Annotated in this window: 9 protein-coding genes; 4 read left to right on the top strand and 5 right to left on the bottom strand. The window is 68.5% G+C overall.

The window, feature by feature from the left end; all coding sequences use genetic code 11:
- Positions 1 to 7 precede the first annotated feature (7 nt).
- Positions 8 to 1,951, top strand: coding sequence for a polysaccharide pyruvyl transferase family protein (locus tag J0P97_RS15750; protein WP_215486846.1), 1,944 nt, complete (start codon positions 8 to 10; stop codon positions 1,949 to 1,951).
- Here J0P97_RS15750 and J0P97_RS05910 read toward each other — a convergent pair.
- From J0P97_RS05910 to J0P97_RS05895, 4 genes are all read right to left on the bottom strand, one after another.
- Complete coding sequence (locus J0P97_RS05910; RefSeq protein WP_215486845.1) at positions 1,938 to 4,445, bottom strand: glycosyltransferase; 2,508 nt, start codon at positions 4,443 to 4,445, stop codon at positions 1,938 to 1,940. The two genes, J0P97_RS15750 and J0P97_RS05910, sit on opposite strands and share 14 nt — an antisense overlap.
- Positions 4,446 to 5,154: 709 nt before the next feature.
- Positions 5,155 to 7,569 (bottom strand): glycosyltransferase, encoded by a 2,415-nt coding sequence (locus J0P97_RS05905; RefSeq protein WP_215486844.1) that lies wholly within the window; start codon positions 7,567 to 7,569, stop codon positions 5,155 to 5,157.
- 30 nt (positions 7,570 to 7,599) lie between these two features.
- The gene (locus J0P97_RS05900; protein ID WP_215486843.1) at positions 7,600 to 9,960 is read right to left on the bottom strand and encodes a glycosyltransferase; all 2,361 of its coding nucleotides are present in this window, start codon (positions 9,958 to 9,960) and stop codon (positions 7,600 to 7,602) included.
- A complete protein-coding gene (locus tag J0P97_RS05895) occupies positions 9,957 to 11,021 on the bottom strand; it encodes a hypothetical protein (protein WP_215486842.1) in 1,065 nt (354 codons plus the stop codon). The genes J0P97_RS05900 and J0P97_RS05895 overlap by 4 nt, the downstream gene beginning before the upstream one ends.
- Positions 11,022 to 11,046: 25 nt before the next feature.
- Between J0P97_RS05895 and J0P97_RS05890 the strand changes: the two genes are divergently transcribed.
- The 3 genes from J0P97_RS05890 (at position 11,047) to J0P97_RS05880 (ending at position 14,746) form a co-directional block, all read left to right on the top strand.
- Complete coding sequence (locus tag J0P97_RS05890; RefSeq protein ID WP_308163454.1) at positions 11,047 to 12,096, top strand: hypothetical protein; 1,050 nt, start codon at positions 11,047 to 11,049, stop codon at positions 12,094 to 12,096.
- An 81-nt stretch (positions 12,097 to 12,177) separates the two neighbouring features.
- Entirely contained in the window at positions 12,178 to 13,029 is an 852-nt protein-coding gene (locus J0P97_RS05885) for an ABC transporter permease (protein ID WP_215486841.1), read from the top strand.
- On the top strand, positions 13,022 to 14,746 hold the full coding sequence (locus tag J0P97_RS05880) for an ABC transporter ATP-binding protein (RefSeq protein WP_308163453.1): 1,725 nt from the start codon (positions 13,022 to 13,024) through the stop codon (positions 14,744 to 14,746). Before J0P97_RS05885 ends, J0P97_RS05880 begins: the two co-directional genes overlap by 8 nt.
- Before the next feature lie 11 nt (positions 14,747 to 14,757).
- Here the strand turns inward: J0P97_RS05880 and J0P97_RS05875 are convergent, their stop codons facing one another.
- Positions 14,758 to 17,094, bottom strand: a complete 2,337-nt coding sequence (locus J0P97_RS05875) for a glycosyltransferase (RefSeq protein ID WP_215486840.1) — start codon at positions 17,092 to 17,094, stop codon at positions 14,758 to 14,760.
- Between the last annotated feature and the right edge of the window lie 25 nt (positions 17,095 to 17,119).

The following is a 17,119-nucleotide window of genomic DNA, read 5'->3' as shown; positions in this document are numbered from 1 at the left end:
CGTGGGTGTGGGTGCGTTCGAACGCGATAATTTCGGCGACCTGCTGTATGCAGAGCTCGCGAGAGCGGTCGCCCGAGAACGCTTCGATCTCGTTCTGGCGACCCCTGTTGCCGCAGATATGCGGCACGACCTCGGCGTCGAGCTCCTCGCGGCAGGGGCGACGCTACGCGACACGGGCGCCACAGGGATCTGGGTGGTGGGCGGCGAGGTCGGCGCCACGTCGCAGGAGTATGTGTACAAGACGCGCTTCGGCGAGGCGGCGCTAGCCGCCCTGCTGCGGATGCCTCCCGAACGCGCACACGAGCGGATGGCCGAGGCGATGGGCGGCGTTCTGTACGCGGCTCCCTACATTCCCCGCCCCAGCGCCCTGACGAGCACGGAGAACGCGTCGCTTGCACTCACCTCGGTGGGCCTGGCCGGAGTTCGCACGATCTCGGACGAGCGCATGCGGGAGGTGGCGGACACTCTCCGCGAAGCGAGCTACATCGGCGTGCGAGATCCTCGATCGAGCGGCGTGCTGGACGCACTGGACATCGAGCATGAGCTTGCGCCCGACTTCGCGCACACGATCAGCCAGCGGTATACGCCGGCACCTGCGAGCGATGAGTACATCCTCGTCCATCTCCCTCAGGCCGCCATCGAGGCTCATGGAGCGGAGGCCTGGCGTCGTGCGATCGTCGACCTCGCCGGTGCCGCTCGCACCGAGGTCCGCCTGTTCCTGGCGGGCACCGCGCCGGGACATGACAGCGTCGACGGCGTCACGGCGTTGGCTGCGGACTGTCGGCAGCGGGGTGCGCACGTGACGGTCTCGTCTGCACGGGGTGTCTACCCGCGGATCGACGAGATCGCGGGAGCTCGGCTGTGGGTCGGAGGTTCTCTCCATGGCCGGATCGTCGCCGAGTCCTACGGTGTGCCGCGGGTCAGCCTGCGCAAATCGAAGGTGGACGCGTATGCGGAGTACTGGGATCCGATGATGCCTTACGGATTGGATCCTGCGGGTGTCGCCGACGCGGCGAGAGAAGCGCTACGTTCATCCTCGGGCCGAGACCGGCCCGGGGTGCACGGGGTCGCAGCGTCGGAGAGTATCGAGAGGGCCGTGGAGGCGCTCCAGGCCCCCGTAGTGCGGAGACTCGGTGGCCGCCGGAATCCGGAGAAGACCCGAAGGAAAGGGCGCGTAGGCGTGAGCGAAGAGATCCCCGGAGTACCCGCGGAGCGGTCCGCCGCCCTCCGGCGGTACGGGCTGGACGCGCACCCGGGGTCCATGGGGTCGCTCGGGGTCGCGCACGAGTTCCGCTGGGAGGGGCCGACGCGGACCAACCGTGCCGCTTTCGCGGGTGCGTGCAGGTTCGGCGCGTTCTCGTATGCGGCGGACGGAGGGTTCTGGGCGACCGACGTCGGCCGCTATTGTTCGATCGAAGCGAGTGCGCACGTCGGTCATTTCAATCATCCGATGTCGTGGTTGTCGACCAACCCCTTCCAGTACCAGCGGAGCTTCCGGATTGCGACATCACCGGAGTTCGCCTTCCACGAGGAATACACCCAGTATTCGCCGACGGCTCGCAACAACCAGCTCGCCAGCGACGTGACGCGCGCGCGCACCGCTATCGGCAACGATGTCTGGATGGGATTCGGTGTCCAGGTGATGCCGGGCGTGACCATCGGCGACGGCGCCGTGCTGGCGGCGGGTGCTGTTGTCACCAAGGATGTGGAGCCCTACACCATTGTGGGAGGCGTGCCCGCGAAGGTCATCGGGCGACGATTCGCGGACGACATCGTGGCCGAGCTGCTGGATCTCGCCTGGTGGAAGTTCGCGCCCTGGCAACTCGAGGGCGTCGAGTTCTCGGACATTCGCGCAGCGATCTCGGGCGTTCGAGCGTTGCGCGACAGGGGAGAGCAAGAATACGCGCCGCAGGAGTTCTCGTTGAAGGGCTCTACGGTCACACCGGTGTAGCGCGCGCCGATCGGACGGCGGCGATGAGGTGCCCTGCGCGCGCATCGAACGAGTGCTCGGTGCGTATTCTCGAGGCGATGTGCGCCATGTTCTCGCTCGAAGGAATCCAGCTGCGGTCGTTGACGAGCTCCCGCATGCGCTCGACGGAGTCCGCGGTCTCCACAGCTCCTTCGAAGAGCTCGAGCCCCTCGATGGCGTCACTGATCACCGGCGTGCCGCACGCGACGGCATCGAACATGCGGTTGTTGATGAACGCCCACCCGGCCATGTCCGGGTAGTGGTCATTGAGGACGATGTTCGCCGCCCGATACGCGCGGGGTAGGTCATCGAAGTCGAGGTATCCGTCGCGCACCGCGTGCGGGGGAGCGAGCTTGCCCCAGCCCGGGCCCCAGAGGCCCACGGGGGCGTCGGCTTCCAACGCGAGACCGACGATTGCGCGACCGAACTCGTGGCCGTGGCTTCCGCCGACGAAGATGATGTCGTCTGGGCGGTCTACGGGTACGACATCCGCGTGGAATCGCTCGGGTGCCGTCGCCTGGAGGAGGGGCTCCACTGTCCGCCCCGACCGCTCAGTCATCCACCTCGACCACTTCTGAGATGCCGCGAAGACGAGATCGTACGACCTGACCTCCTCCACCGTCACGAGATCAGGCCTGCTGATCACCCACAGGATGTTCAGTGCGCCCGGCTGCGGGGGGATGGGGTGTCTTCCGCGCAGAGTGAGAACGACGTCGTCCAGGTAGGACGTTGCGCGGTCCCAGGCTTCGTACCTGTCGACGACGGCATCGTGCCCCCGTCCGCGGAGCGCCCGGGCGAGATCGTCGGCGAACGCCACGTCGCCCCAGTGATCCCCCCCTCGCGTGCAGGGCGCTCCCGTCTTGATCGCCCAGCGCAGGGAAGCAGCAGTGAGGTCCCGGTGGGCATCGACCGCACGGGCGAGGACGGGAATCGCCGTCGGGTGTCGGCCGTCGAGAACGGATGCGAACCCCGTGACGGTCATCGAGATCGAAAGGTATCGGCGGCGGTCGTCTCGATGGCTCTGATCCCCCCAGCGCTCCGCGAATCTGCGACTGGCGACGCGGCGTGGCTTCTGAGAGCCGGCCGCTGACGGCTCACGAACGACGAGCGCGCGAGGAACGCAGGCGAATCGTACGTGGGGGATGTCGCGCCTCCCGCGCAGGCACAGATCGACGTCCTCCATCCCGTCCGCGTAGAGCGGATCGAATCCGGAGAGCTTCGCGAAGAAGTCGGCGTCGAAGAGACCTCCCACCGCGCTCACTGCTGTCAGATCGTCGGTATCGGCGGCCAACGCATCGTCGATCGTGAGGCCGGTGAGCAACGCGCTCGGAAGGGGCACCCCCTCGTAGAAGGCATATCCGGCGTGTCGGACCGTGTAGTCCGCGTTCACGATCAGGGCTTGCGCCGCACGCGCGCCCGTGTTGCGAAGTTCCTGACACAGTTCGTCCAACCAGCCATCCCTGGGGTCCGAATCGCTGTCGAGAAACGCGACGCGCGCGCCGGTCGCGTGCCAGAATCCGTAGTTCGCTGCGCTGGCGAAACCCGTGGATGTCGGCAGGCGGAGGTACTGCACGCGGCTTTCGCCGATGTACCGGAGAAGCAACCGCCGGCCGACGGCGGCGGAGGAGTCGGTATCGACCAGGACGATGTCGAGGTCACCGGTGAACGTGTGGAGGGCTCGATCGACCGAGCGCGCTGCATGTCCGATCGAACCGTCGACGACGACGACGAGGCTGGTGCGGTCTGGAACACGAGGACGGGGCGCGTCGCGCTCAGGCGATGCCTCGCTCAGATGCGGCCTCTCCATGATGCTCCGCCAGCGCGCCGACTCATCCGGCGAGACGTGCGGGCCGGCGGCGCTGACGTCCTCGTCAGCGCCGATGAAGGGCAGGTATTCCAGTTCCCCGGCTTTCGCCAGGTGGGACACCAGCTCCCTGTCGGACCAGGACTCGCGGTCGGCATGGCCCGCGATCTGCCTCAGCGGCGCCGACCGAGCGAGGAGGACGGTCAGGTCGACGGGGTTTGCGAACTCGAGTTCGGCCAGCTGGACCTTCCCGCCCTGATACTCGATCTCGCCTTCGTCGTTGCGGCGACGGACGGCGGCATGGGAGGCGACAGCCTCAGGCGCCCGCTCGAGTGCTCCGAGGGAGAGTTCGAGAAAGCGCCGTGACCAGGTGTGGTCACCGTCGAGGAACGTCACGAAATCGCCTGCTGATTCTCGGAGGCCGACCCGTCGTGCCTCGCCGCGGTCCCCGCGACTTCCGTCCACCCGCCGCACGCGCGCGTCGCGTCGTGCATGGTCATCGATGATCTCGCGGGTGTGATCGGCGGACGTCACGTCGACCACGATCAACTCGAAGCGTGCATAGGTTTGCGCGAGGAACGATTCGATCGCTTCCCCCACGGACTCTTCGCTCGTGCTCACGACCATGATCGCGGAGACGAGTGAATCCCCTCTGGTGGCGGGCGAGGGCATGCGCGACACCCATTGCTGAGTCGCTTCGCGGTCCCATCTGCGACGACGCCACGCCAACCGGGCGGCGCGCTGATCGCGGAACGTCGCCTCGAATCGGAGGAGCGCGTCGCGTGCCTGGGAAAGGGTAGGAGCGGCTCCCGAGAAATCGACCGGCACCGGCAGTTTCTCATGCGGGTGAAGTCCCGCGAGGGCGTCCACCGGGTCTTCTGCGAGTACGCGCGGGTCGAACAGGGGCCCCCACGCGTGCGCGCGCGCCTCGTCTGTGCGCAAGTACTCGAGCACGTCCGTGACCGCGTCCGGTTGACGCCGAGCATCGCGAACAGCCGGAGGAAGGAAGCTGATCTCGATGAGCGGATGGGGGGCGTACCCCGCCTCGAGCCCATGAGCGACATAGTGTGCGGCGAGTTCGCGAGGTGTCCGGTCCTCCTGGCTCATGACCTCGCCATAGAACGAGTGGTCGAAGATGCCACTGTCGAGCAGCGCCGCCGCGGCACCCGCATCATCCGATCGGGAACCCGCCGGGGAAGGGACAGGCGCGGGGGGCGCCGGCGTCGACTTCTTGAAGCGCGAAAGCACTCCGCGCCCCTTATCTCCCGGCCGACCTCGCATCAGCTGATGCTATTCCATGGCTTCGCAGCGGCGACCTGCGCCGGACGCGAGCCTTCGCGACGGTGCGGGGCATTCTCACTCGTCATCAGGTGGCCGTGGGTCACCGCCGCAGCAACGCGTGCTTGACGCGCGCAGCGGTCGGTCGCAGCCACGGCGCAACGTCCAGGATGCTGTGCGCGAAGGGAGTGACCCGCGCCACGAGATCTGCAGCCCCGCCGCGCTTCTCCTGAGGGGGCTTCGACGTGGTGTCGGCGCGGGCAGCCACGAGTGCGCGCTGGCGACGCGCGTTGTCCTCTGCGAAGTGGATCACCAGGTCGAGAAGCGACTCCGCGTCGCCGACGGATGGCTCTGGCGAGAACATCCGCGGAAGACGGTCCTCGAAGAGCTGAGCATAGAGAGCGGCATAATCACGTCCGCGTTCTCGATCGGCCGCCGCCAGAGAACCGCGAGACAACGACGCATAGCGCTCCGGGGTCGTGGCGATCGCGGCGATCTCCGCCGCGAGCGCCGCCGCGTCACCCTGCTCGACCGAGACGATGCCCTCGTTGTCGTCCAGGACCGCGAGCCAAGGCAGGTCGTACATCGCGACGGGAAGTCCGCGCGACTGCGCCTCGGGGATCGTCAGCGGATAGCCCTCGATGATGCTCGTGCAGACGAGAACATCGGAGGAGTCGATCACGCGCACCAGTTCGGCACCCTTCAGCGGGCCCGTCGCCTGAACCCGATCCGCGAGACCCATCTCGGCAGCCTGCGCGTTGACGGTCTGGGGTGCGAGATCCCGCCAGCCCGGCCCGACGATGCGCATCCGGAAGTCGACACCGCGCGCGTCGAGGTCTGCGGCGACGCGGAGAAGCTCGCTGACCCGCTTCGTGCGTTCGTCGAGCCGGCCGAACCAGACCAGCTCGAGGCGACGATCGGTTGGCGCCTCCTTGGCGCGCATTCTCGCAGGGGTGTCGAGGAGCAGCGGCGATGGCGGGTTGGGGAGGTAGCTGACCCGCTGCATCCCCTGCAGCTTCCAGAATGCGACGTCCAGGGGCGAGAGGACCACGAGATGTGCCAGGGAGTGAACGTGGCGAAGGTGGAATCGCAGATTGTCGATGCCCAGCAGCACCGCCCGACCTGCGAAGTTGTGCGCCCACGCGATCGTCGGGACCCCGTTCGCATGGGCGGCGAGTGCGAACGCCGGCCATGTCTTCGAATAGAGGAAGTGGTGATCGACGGCCACATCGATGCGGTGGGAGCGGCAGAGGTCGCTCCACTGCTCCAGATGGTCGGCGAGCTTTGCGCCGCTGAACTCGACGAATCGCGCGCCAGTAGGCAGCAGTGATGTGTCGCTGCCGGGCTCGCGCGCCACGATCGTGACGCCGACGCCCGCCTCGAGCAGGGTCCGGGCTTGCGAGAGGATCACGCCGGAGACCCCGCCCGTCCTCAACGCGTTGGTCGACAGTGCGACGCGTTGGATCTCGCGCGTGCCCAGCTCGGTGCGCCCGGAGTGGGCGGCAAGCGTCTCGAGCGCGTCCGGCCAATGCCGCGCCGTCGCGTGAACCACCTCTGCGGGGTCCACGAGCGTGTACAGGTGTGCGAAGACCTCGTCGCGGAGCGCGTCGAGGGTGTGGTCGGCGAGGTAATGCGTCGTGTACCCGATGAGCGATGACCTGACCGACTCGTACGTGTCGCGGATGAGCTGAGCATGTGCGCTCCCCGATGCCACCGTCTCGACCGCCGCTGCGATCGAATCGATGGACGAGATGGCGCCTGCGTAGAACCGCGCGGAATCGAGGTCCTTGACGCGTTGCCCGCTGCCGCCACGACCGAAGTAATAGCGATAGAGGTGGTTCGGCAGGGAAGAGTGGGACTGCGCGAGGGCTGCTGCGAGAAAGGCGATCGGAAGATCGTTCACCCGCGGCAGAACGAGGTCGGCCGGCGCGGCCGCGTAGGCATCGACGAGCAGGCGGGTGGAGTACAGGAAGCGCCACAGCTGACCCTGGGCGAGTTCGCCGATGGGGAAGAGTCCGCGCAGGACGTCCGCGCCACGGGCGTCGCGCAGTCGAGGCTGCAGCCTGTTCTCGAACCTTCCCCCGGTGGTTCCGTCCGGGCGGACGACGTCGATTCCGAACTGCACGAGCTCCGCTCCGGTCTCCCGTGCGTGCCCAAGCGCGACCGCGGCGGCGTCGTCGACGAGTTCATCGTCGCCGTCGAGGAACATGAGGTGCGCAGCAGTCGCCGCACGGACACCGTCACGCCGGCTCTGGAACGCGGACCGGTTGGCTTCGTGCGTGATCAGTCGGATCCGGCCGTCTGCGGCGGCGCGCTCCCGCACGATGGCGACGGTGTCATCGGTGGACGCATCGTCGACGACGATGATCTCGATCTCCGACAGCGTCTGCCGGGTACAGCTGTCCAGAGCGTTCGCGATCACCGCCGCGTCGTTGAAGACGGGGATGACGATGGAGACGAGTGGCGACCGGTCCGTACCCGTCGAGGTGCGAATCGGGGTGGCGGGGGGTTCAGTCATGATTCACCGTTTCGCACTGGAGGCCGCAGGTCATCGGCGGAGGAGGGCGTTCTTGACCCTCCGCGCGGCGGGACGCGCCCACGGAAAGACCGTCACGAGATCATGCCCCAGGGGAGTGAGTCGACTCTCGAGGCGTGCGGCCCAGGACGTACCGCGTCCGTTCGCTCTTCCGGTGGCTCGCCGGCCACCTCGACGGGAGGGCACACGCGCCGGGACGAATGTCGCGTTCTCTGCGAAGAACAGGAGGAGTCGGAGGAGGCGCTCGGCATCCTCCCTGGTGGGAGCGGGGGAGAAGGATTCCGGGAGCGCACCACGGACGAGCTGAGCGTACAGGGTGGCGAAATCGTGGCTGACGGCTCTCTGCGCCGCAGCGATCGAAGCGCGCGATGCCGCCTCGTACGCGTTCGGGTCGGAAGCGAGATCGGCGATCGCTGCGGCCAGCGCGTCGGCGTCTCCCTGGGGGACGGTCAGCACCCCGTCGTTGGCCTCCAGCAGCGCGAGCCACGGGAGGTCGTACATCGCCACGGGCAGCCCGCGGGCCTGCGCTTCCGACAGGGTCAGCGGATACCCCTCGATGATGCTCGTATTGACGAAGAGGTCGGATGAGTCGACGGCATCGAGAAGCTCCTGCCCGTGCAGGGGGCCTGTGATCTCGACCATCCCGTCCAGTGACCTCTTCGAAACGAGATCCCGAAGCGTGGACGCCGACATGTCCGTCCAGTCCGGTCCCACGATGCGAAGTCGGAAATCCACGCCCGAGCGCTTCAGGGATGAGGCGACATCGACCAGTGCCGTCACCTTCTTCGTGTGTTCCTCCAGCCGTCCCCACCACACCAGCTCCAGGCGCCTGCCCGCCGGAGCGAGTCTCGGCCGTCCGGATCCGGCGGAGGAGAGCAGGAGAGGCGAGGGGGGATTCGGCAGGTAGGACGTGCGGTCGATGCCCCGCAGCTTCCAGAATGCGACATCCAAGGGGGAGAGGACGATCAGCCGCGCCAGTACGGGAAGGTACGCCGCGAGCAGCGTATGGAGGTCGTTGCCGTTGTATGTGGGTCGTGCGGCGAAATTGTGGATCCAGCCGATGGTGGGGATCCCAGCGCCCGTCGAGACGAGGGCGTATTCGTGCCAGTCCCGGGAGTAGAGCACCCGATGGTCGATGACGAGATCGATCTCATGGCGACGGCAGACCTCCATCCACTTCCGCATCCGCTCCGCTTTGGTGGCACCGGTGATCTGCTCGAAGGCTGCTCCCGGCGGGAGCGCCGACTCGTCGCTGCCTGCGCGATGCGCGACGACGGTGACCCGATGGCCGGCATCGATGAGGAATCGAGCCTGCGTCAGGAGAACCCCCGACACCCCTCCTGTCGTGACGATGTTCGTGGTGAGGAGGACGCTGCGCACCGGTCTGCTCCCGAGCGGGACAGGCGCGGTACGTGAGGCGACGAATGCGAGGACGCGAGCTGACCGTGCTGCGGCGGCCACGATGTCCGCCTCGCTCACGATCATCCGCAGGTCGTCCAGTGCCTTCGCGCCCTGCGGTTCGGGAAGACCGGCGGCACCTTCGAGGGCATCCCCGATCGCCCGCTCGCGGATGCCCTCGTAACCGAGGAGCAGAGGTTCGGGATTGGGTGAGTGACGCGCGCTCTCGCTGACGACCGGCTCGATCGCGACGGCGGCGGAGACAGCGCGGGTGGCATTCCGAACGGCGTCGGGGTGCGCCGCCCCCGCCGCGGATTCCCCCCGGCGTTCGAACGCCGCCGCAGCCGAGGGCGCCAGGACGAACGATGCGCCGGCTGCTGCGGCCAGGAGCATCACGACGGTGTCCTCGAAAGCGTCGATGTCGCCCAGCCGGCGGTCGATGTCGCGCAGGATGCTGCTGCGGAGAAGGAGGCGGCTGCGGACGTGCGGCCCATCGACATCCGATGCGAACGTGCCGAGGATGGCATCGGGCGACCGGCGGACCGCGCGCGGCGAGCGGCGCGCCGAGGCAGAGGTCTTCTCGTTTCGTGCGGGTCGGTCGAACACGACGACATCCGCGGCAGGGCCGTCGGGTGACGGAGTGACGCTTGCGCGGGCGCGAGCGAGCGCCGTCGGGTCGCTGAGAAGGTCGCCGGCCACGAGGAAGGCGATATACGCGCCGGATGTCGCCCGCAGTCCCCGTCGTCGGGAGTGAGATCTGGTGGCGTCGGCGTCTGTCGTGACGACACGCACGTGCACATCGTCGGGCATCCGTGACGCGATCGCCGCGTGGGGATCGGATGCGGCCACGACGCAGATGATCTCTGTGCTCGGCAGCCGCGCCGCAGCGACCGATTCGAGCGTTGCCAGAAGAGACTCGGCGGCGGCGCCGTCGGCGGTGATGACGATCGAAAGGGTTCCGACCGGCGTGGTCATGCGCGCTCCGATTTCGCGGGGCGTCGACGACGCGTGTGGCCGAGAGCAGCCGCCTCGACGAAAGCCGCCTGGTAGCTCGCCGCCACCTGGTTGGGGTCCATCGCCGTGAGGACGGGCGATCCGGACGGCGGGTCGGCCCGCAGATCTGCGATGGCGTTCTCCAGCTTCACGGCCGTGAGCAGTCCTTCGTGCGTGCGCACCCACCCGGGCCCCACCGCGGTCGCAAGGGATCTCGACATCGCCGTCTGCTGAACCAGCACGGGGCGATCGAGCGAGAGCGCGAGCATCATCGTTTCGATCGAGTCAGCGGCGCCCGGCGCCGAGATGATGACGAGCTCAGCCTGCGTGATCTCCTCGATCCGTGCGGCATCGGACAGCATTCCTGCGCGCAGGACGATGCGGCCCGGATGCGCCGCTGCGCTGCGATCGAACGAGGCGACCAGGCGCCCGGGGACCTGTCCCACAACGTGAAGAGTCCACTCTTCCAGTCGTGCGATCCCGAAGACTTTCAGAGTGGCTTCGTAAGCGGCGTCGAGATACTCGCTTGCGGCGATCACCAGGCGTCCGGCCACCATCTCGCGCCGAGGGTAGCCGGCGAAGCGGTTTCGCAGGTGGCTGAGGGGGATGCGCACGACGCGAGCATCATCCCCGTCGTCGCCCGGGAAGTCGACGCGGACGTAGGTGGTGGTGGCATGGTCGAGTGTCTGCATCGCCCGTGACACGTCCCGCGGATGATGGGGGCGGTGGCTGTCCCGGAGTGAGACGAGAGCGATCCCGCGGCGCCGCAACGTGCGGACGAATCGACGAGCGTGACGCTCCTGTTCGCGGGCGGGAGTCCGTCCGCCGCCGAGCACAGCGTCGGGATGCGGCAAGAAGACGACATCGGCAGCGTCCGAACGACGGAGAGTCGGGGTGAAGCTGTACTCCACCTCCCGCGGCGCGGCACCCGCGGAGTCGTCTCCGACGAGCTGATCGACGTAGCGGACCTTGTGCTGCGGGGGACGGCTCAGGACCGTCACTCGTGGGGCGCCATCCGACGAGGAGAAGGACGCGGCGCTCATTCGACCAAGAATAGGGTGGGGGGTGGTGACCACAAAAATGACACAGCACGTCTTCGCGCAGCTGGCGGGGCAGGACGACAACCTCGGTGACTCCGCGTTGAGGATCGCCTACCTCCGCGCCCTCCGGGGCCCCGGAAGGCACGTGCACGTGTTCCTCGGCGCGCCGACGACGGATTACGTCTCGGCATTCGATGAGGGACCCGACGTCACGATCTACGCGGAGCGCGGGGCGTGGGCGGCAGCGGAGCGTGATGCATCACGGCCCGTCCATGCGTTCAACGCCGGCGAGACGAACCCGCGGGCGGGAGTCTTCCCCGGCCCGCGGAGAGCGGCGGAGCTGGCTCGGGTCGTCTCCGCAGGAGGCGCAGCCATCGTCGCCGGGATCGGATTGAAGAGCGTGAACACCCTTGCAGGTGTGACGTTCGACCCCGCCTTCCGCGAAGCAGCGGTGATGTCGTGGCGCGATCAGGGGTCTCGGGATGCCGCAGGGTTCGGAGATTTCGCCCCCGATTGGGCGTACGCGCTCGGTCGAAGCACCGATTCATGGGTGCCCGCCGCGTCGCGCGACGTCCTCGCGGTCACCATGCGGTTCGACCGGGCCTGGCCGGGAGAGGAGTGGATTGCCGCCGTCCGCGCGTTCGCGGCGGGTCTCGGAGTCCGCGTGGTCACGCTCGCGCAGGTTGCACGCGATGCGCCTCGTGCCGTCAAGCTCGCCGAAGCGCTCGGTGGGGAGTACGCCATGCCGCGGTCGATGAGGCACGCGGATCTCGACGAGCAGACGCGTGCGATCTATGGCCGTTCGGTCGCCGTCATCAGCGACCGCGCGCACGGTCTGATCATCGGAGCGACCGAGGGCGGATATCCGATCGGCTCCGGCAGCGACCCGCAGAAGATCGCTCGGCTTCTGAGCGCGGCGGGCCTCGGCGCTCTCGTGGGGCGTTACGACGAGTTCGGCGAGTTCGCCGCGCGCTTCGAGGCGCACCTTCCGGGGCTTGCTCCGGCCGTGGACGCCGCGCGGGCAGACATCGCCGACCTGACCTCGCGAATCCACGCGGTGATGGCGCGCGTCGCCTGAACAGAGCGTCGCGATATGCTCGATCGGAGTGTGCCCATGCCCGGGTGATGAGATCTGAGGTCGAAGGAGAGGGGGAACCGGATGGAGTTGCGTCTGGAGCCCTCGCTCGACGGCCTGTACGAGGTGGGTCGTCGTCCTCCGCTCGGCGACTATCTCGCGGAGGCCTGGCGTCGCCGTACCTTCGCCTTCACGCTTGCGAGCTATCGACTGGTCGGCAGTCTCCTGCGCAACAGGCTCGGCATGCTGTGGATCGTCCTCAAGCCCACGATGACGGCCATCATATACGGCACCATCTTCGGCGCGGTCCTCTCCAGCGACGCCCGCCCCAATGATTGGGTTCCGTATCTGATCACCGGGGTGTTCGTCTTCGAATTCTTCACAGGATGCTTCGGCGCAGGCTCGCGCGCGATCACCGGCAACGCCAAGCTCGTTCAAAGCCTCGGCTTCCCGCGCATCCTGCTCCCCGTCTCGGTCGTGCTCGAGCAGGCGATGCGGACCATCCCGATCATGGTTCTGCTCGGCGTCCTGCTTCTCATCTTCGGGGTCCCCGTGTCGTGGACGTGGGTGCTGGTGATTCCGATCATGGCGATGATGGCGGTGTTCAACCTCGGCGTTGCGCTGATCGTTGCGCGCATGTCCGTGTGGGCTCGAGACGTCCAGCAGGTCATCCCGATCATCAACCGCGTCCTCTTCTACGCGAGCTCGATCTTCTTCCAGGTCGACAAGGTGTTCGCCGACAACCCGGTGGTCCTCACGATCGCCCACCTGATCCCCACCTACGACTTCATCGCCCTCGTGCGTGGTGCGATGCTGCCGTCGCATCCCGCCCCCGAGCTGGCTGTGTGGGCGGCGCCGATCTGGGCGGCCGTCGCGGTCGTGGTCGGCGTCGTCTACTTCTGGCGTGCGGAAGCGAGGTACGGGCTCAGTGACTGACCTCCTCCTTCCGCACACCGACACCGCAGCGGATGCATCTGCACCCCGCCCGATGATGGTGGTGGACGACGCACACGTGGACTACCGCGTCTACGCGTCGGGCAAGCCGATGAGTGCGCGCGAGAGCCTGTTCAACCGCAACGCCGCTCGCGGCGGGCGGGGGCTGAAGACCGTGCACGCGCTCAGGGGCGTGACCTTCACGGCGCGCGAGGGTGAGACGGTCGGCGTCATCGGTCACAACGGATCGGGCAAGTCCACCCTGTTCCGCGCGATGAGTGGTCTCATCCCGACGGTCCACGGGACGATTCGCGCGGCCGACCGGCCGGTCCTCCTCGGAGTGAACGCGGCTCTCATGCCGGACATGTCGGGCGAGAACAACATCAAGCTCGGGCTCCTCGCCATGGGGTTCACCCCCGAGGAGGCTGCGGCGCAGGTCGACGAGATCGCCGACTTCGCCGAGCTGAACGAATTCCTCTACCACCCCATGCGGACGTACTCGTCGGGGATGGGCGCCCGGCTCCGCTTCGCCATCGCGTCGGCGCGGGCGCACTCGATCCTCCTGATCGATGAGGCGCTCTCCGTGGGAGACCGCCGGTTCAAGGTCAAGAGCGAGCAGCGCATCCGCGAACTTCAGCAGAGCGCTGGGCTGGTGATGATCGTCAGTCATTCCGCGAGTTCTCTGCGCGATACGTGTGAGCGCGTGCTGTGGATCCACAAGGGGGAGCTGCGGGCCGACGGGCCCTCGAAAGAAGTCATCAACGACTACGTCCGCTGGACGAAGCAGCCGGGCGGCGGCGCCGTCGGCGCAGCGGCCACGGGCAAGGTCCCGACGGCGTCGGCCCCCGAAGCCGCCGCCACGCAGTTCGCCCGTGACAAGACGCGCGTTCCCGAGCCTGCGGTCTCTCCGTTGGAGAAGCTCCTCGCCGATGCGGCCCTGGACGCGAAGGAGATCATCGCCCCGACCGAAGGTCTGCGGACGGTCGCGCGGCGCGAACGGTATCGGCAGGAGGCATCGGAGCGCGTGCGCCGGCGCGTGATGATCGGGCTCATCACCGGCGCGGCGATCCTCGTGGCCGCGGCCGCGGGGGCCGCGGTCGCGGCTGTCGGCAGCATGTCGCGTGCGGGCGACGACGCCACGACGCCGCGAGCGCTCGCCGCCGCGCCGACCATCGGCGGGTTCTCGGCATCCGCCCCGACGGCGGCGTGCGCGGCTCCGACCGGAACGGCTGACATCTCGCTCAGCTGGGCGTCGGACGATGCCGTATGGGTCGCGCTCGCGCAGGGCGCCGCCACGGTGGACGCGATCGACCAGCCGCTCGTGAGCGGACTCACCGAAACGGCGGAGGCGTACACCGTCGCATTCCCCTGCACCGAGGAGAGCCGCGTGTACACCCTCACCGTCGCGGGCGGTGAGGGCAGTCGGGTCAGTTCGACCGTCACCGTCGCCCGTGTGCTCCCCCCCGAGCCGACGGCCACCCCGGTGCCTGATGATGAGGTGGAGACGGACACGTACACGGATGATTCCGAGGTTGACAACTCGACCGGCGACTCCGGAACCTCGAACGGGTCCGAGGTAATTACCGAGGAGACATCGCCGACACAGGATCCGGAACCGTCACCCACGGCTCAGCCGACAGATCCGGCTCCTTCCCCGCAGCCCGAAGAGACGCAGCCGGTCGTCCCGAGCCCGCCCGCAGAAGAGGTTCCGGCGGGCTGAGGCGAGCGGGGTCAGCGCGCGCCCAGCCATCCCTTCGCGCGGTGCGCGAGCGGACGAAGCCCCGGGATGCGTCGCAGTGTCGCGCGACCGACCGGCGCCGCCGCCGCCCACACCCGCGCCCCCGGCGAGAGCGAGGAGTCGGCCGCGCTGCGTCCCCGCCGGTGCGACCGCTCTGCGAAGAAGACGAAGAGCCCGAGGAGTTGCCGTGCGTCATCCGGGGTCGGCGCCGGAGAGTACTCCTCGCTCACCGTGCCCGTGACGATCTCGCGGTACAGACGGGGGATGTCGTGATCGGTCGCATGAGCTGCCGCCGCTCGGGAAGCGGTCGACAGCCGCGCGTACTCGTTGGGGTCACCGGTCGCGTCGGCGATGCGCGCGGCGAGTGCGTGGGCGTCCCCCTGCGGAACGGCGACGACCCCCGCGTTGTGCTGCACGAGGGTCAGCCAGGGCAGTTCGTACATGAAGACCGGGAGTCCGCGCGCCTGCGCCTCGGCGATCGTGAGCTGGTATCCCTCGATGATGCTCGTCGACACGAACGCGTCCGCCCGGTCGATCGCGCGGACGAGCTCGCGCCCGTGCCGGGGGCCGACGGCCCGCACGTGAGCACCCACTCCCCGCCGGCGCGCCGCGGCGTTGAACGCTCGGGCGGTCAGGTCGGTCCAGTCGGGGCCGATGACGGTGAGTCGGAAGTCGACTGCCATCCGACTCAGGTGGACGCCGACCTCGATGAGCTGACGCACCTGCTTCGTCCGCTCCTCCAGCCGCCCCCACCACACGAGCTCCACTCGCCCGGTCGGAGGCCGCTTCGCCGGCGGATGCGCGACACTCTCGCTCAGGAGGGGCGATGGCGGGTTCGGCGCCCACGAGACATGCGAGATGCCGCGCAGACGGAAGTAGGCGACATCCAGAGGGGAGAGCGTCACGATGTGCGTGAGTGTGCCCGCGCACTCCTCGATGAGGGTCAGTCGATCGGTGCCGTCGTAGATGGGGCGTCCGACGAAGTTGTGCAGCCAGCCGATGGTCGCAGCGCCCTCGGCGCGTGCCATGAGTGCGAACTCGGGCCAGTGCGGCGTGTAGAGGATCTGATGGTCGAGGACGACGTCGACCTCGTGATCACGGCAGATCCGGCCCCACTCCTCGAGCTGTGCAGGCAGGGCGCGCGCCGTCATCTCGACGAATGCCACGCCGGCGGGCACCGCGTGCGCCTCGCTGCCGCCGCTGCGCGCGACGATCGTCACGCGGTATCCCTCTTCCTGCAGATAGCGCGCCTGCGTGCGGATGACGGCGGAGACACCGCCGGTGCGCAGCGTCGAGGTCGCGAGCAGGATGCTGCGCACCGGCCGATCGGTCTGCGGCTGCCAGGGGGTGTGGCGGCGCAGGGTGCTCAGCGTGCGCGGGTAGAACGTCGCGGCAGCGTGCACGATGTCGTGGGCGGAAGCCATCGTGTGCAGGTGCGCGAGCGCCGCATCCAGGACCGGTCCGTCGGCCTTCTCCGTCAGCTGGAACGCGACGTAGCCGATGATGGACGAGCGCATCGAGGCGTAGGAGCGGCGCAGGGCCTGCGCGTCGGGCCTCGCGGCGGCGATGGTCTCGACGGCCGCGGCGATCGCGTCGACGGAGGAGATCGCGGACGCGTAGAACTCGGCGCGCTCGATCGAATCGACCCGGTGACCGCTCCCTCCGCGACCGAAGTGGTAGCGGTAGAGGCGTTCGGGGGTGGAGACGTAGCAGCGCGCGAGTGCGGCCGCGAGGAACAGCAGCGGAAGATCGTTGACACGTGGCAGGGCGAGGTCGTCCGGAAGGAGGGCGTACGCCTCGCGGAGGAGGTCGGTGCGGAACAGGTGCCGCCACAGCTGGCCCTGCGCGGGGCGGCCGGCCGGGAAGAGCTCCGAGAGGACGGCCTCCCCCTCGAGCCGCCGGTGCACCGGTTGCAGGCGCCGCTCGTACGTCCCGCCCGACCAACCGTCGGCCTCGATGACCGTCACCCCGAATCCGACGAGGTCCGCTCCGGACGCGTGCGCCTGCGCGAGGGCGACCTCCGCTGCCCGCGGGGCGAGTTCGTCGTCCCCGTCGAGGAACATCACGTGCTCCGCGCGCGCCGCGAGGATGCCGGTGCGGCGGGCCTGGAAGGCCGTGCGATTGCGGTCGTGACGGATGAGGCGCACGCGGCTGTCGCGCTGCGCGAACCCGTCCACGATGGCCGCCGTAGCGTCCGTCGAGGCGTCGTCGACACAGATGATCTCCACGTCCATCAGCGTCTGCGCCACGGCGCTGTCGAGGGCGGCTCGGAGCGTCGACGCGTCGTCGAAGACCGGCAGGACGATGGAGACAAGAGGGACCGACGGCATCGCGGTCGACTTTATCCGGTCGGGG

This window comes from Microbacterium flavum, from assembly GCF_018717645.1.
GTDB lineage: Bacteria > Actinomycetota > Actinomycetes > Actinomycetales > Microbacteriaceae > Microbacterium > Microbacterium flavum.
Note: the sequence above shows the minus strand (reverse complement) of the source record. Positions and strands in the feature narration are given on the sequence as shown.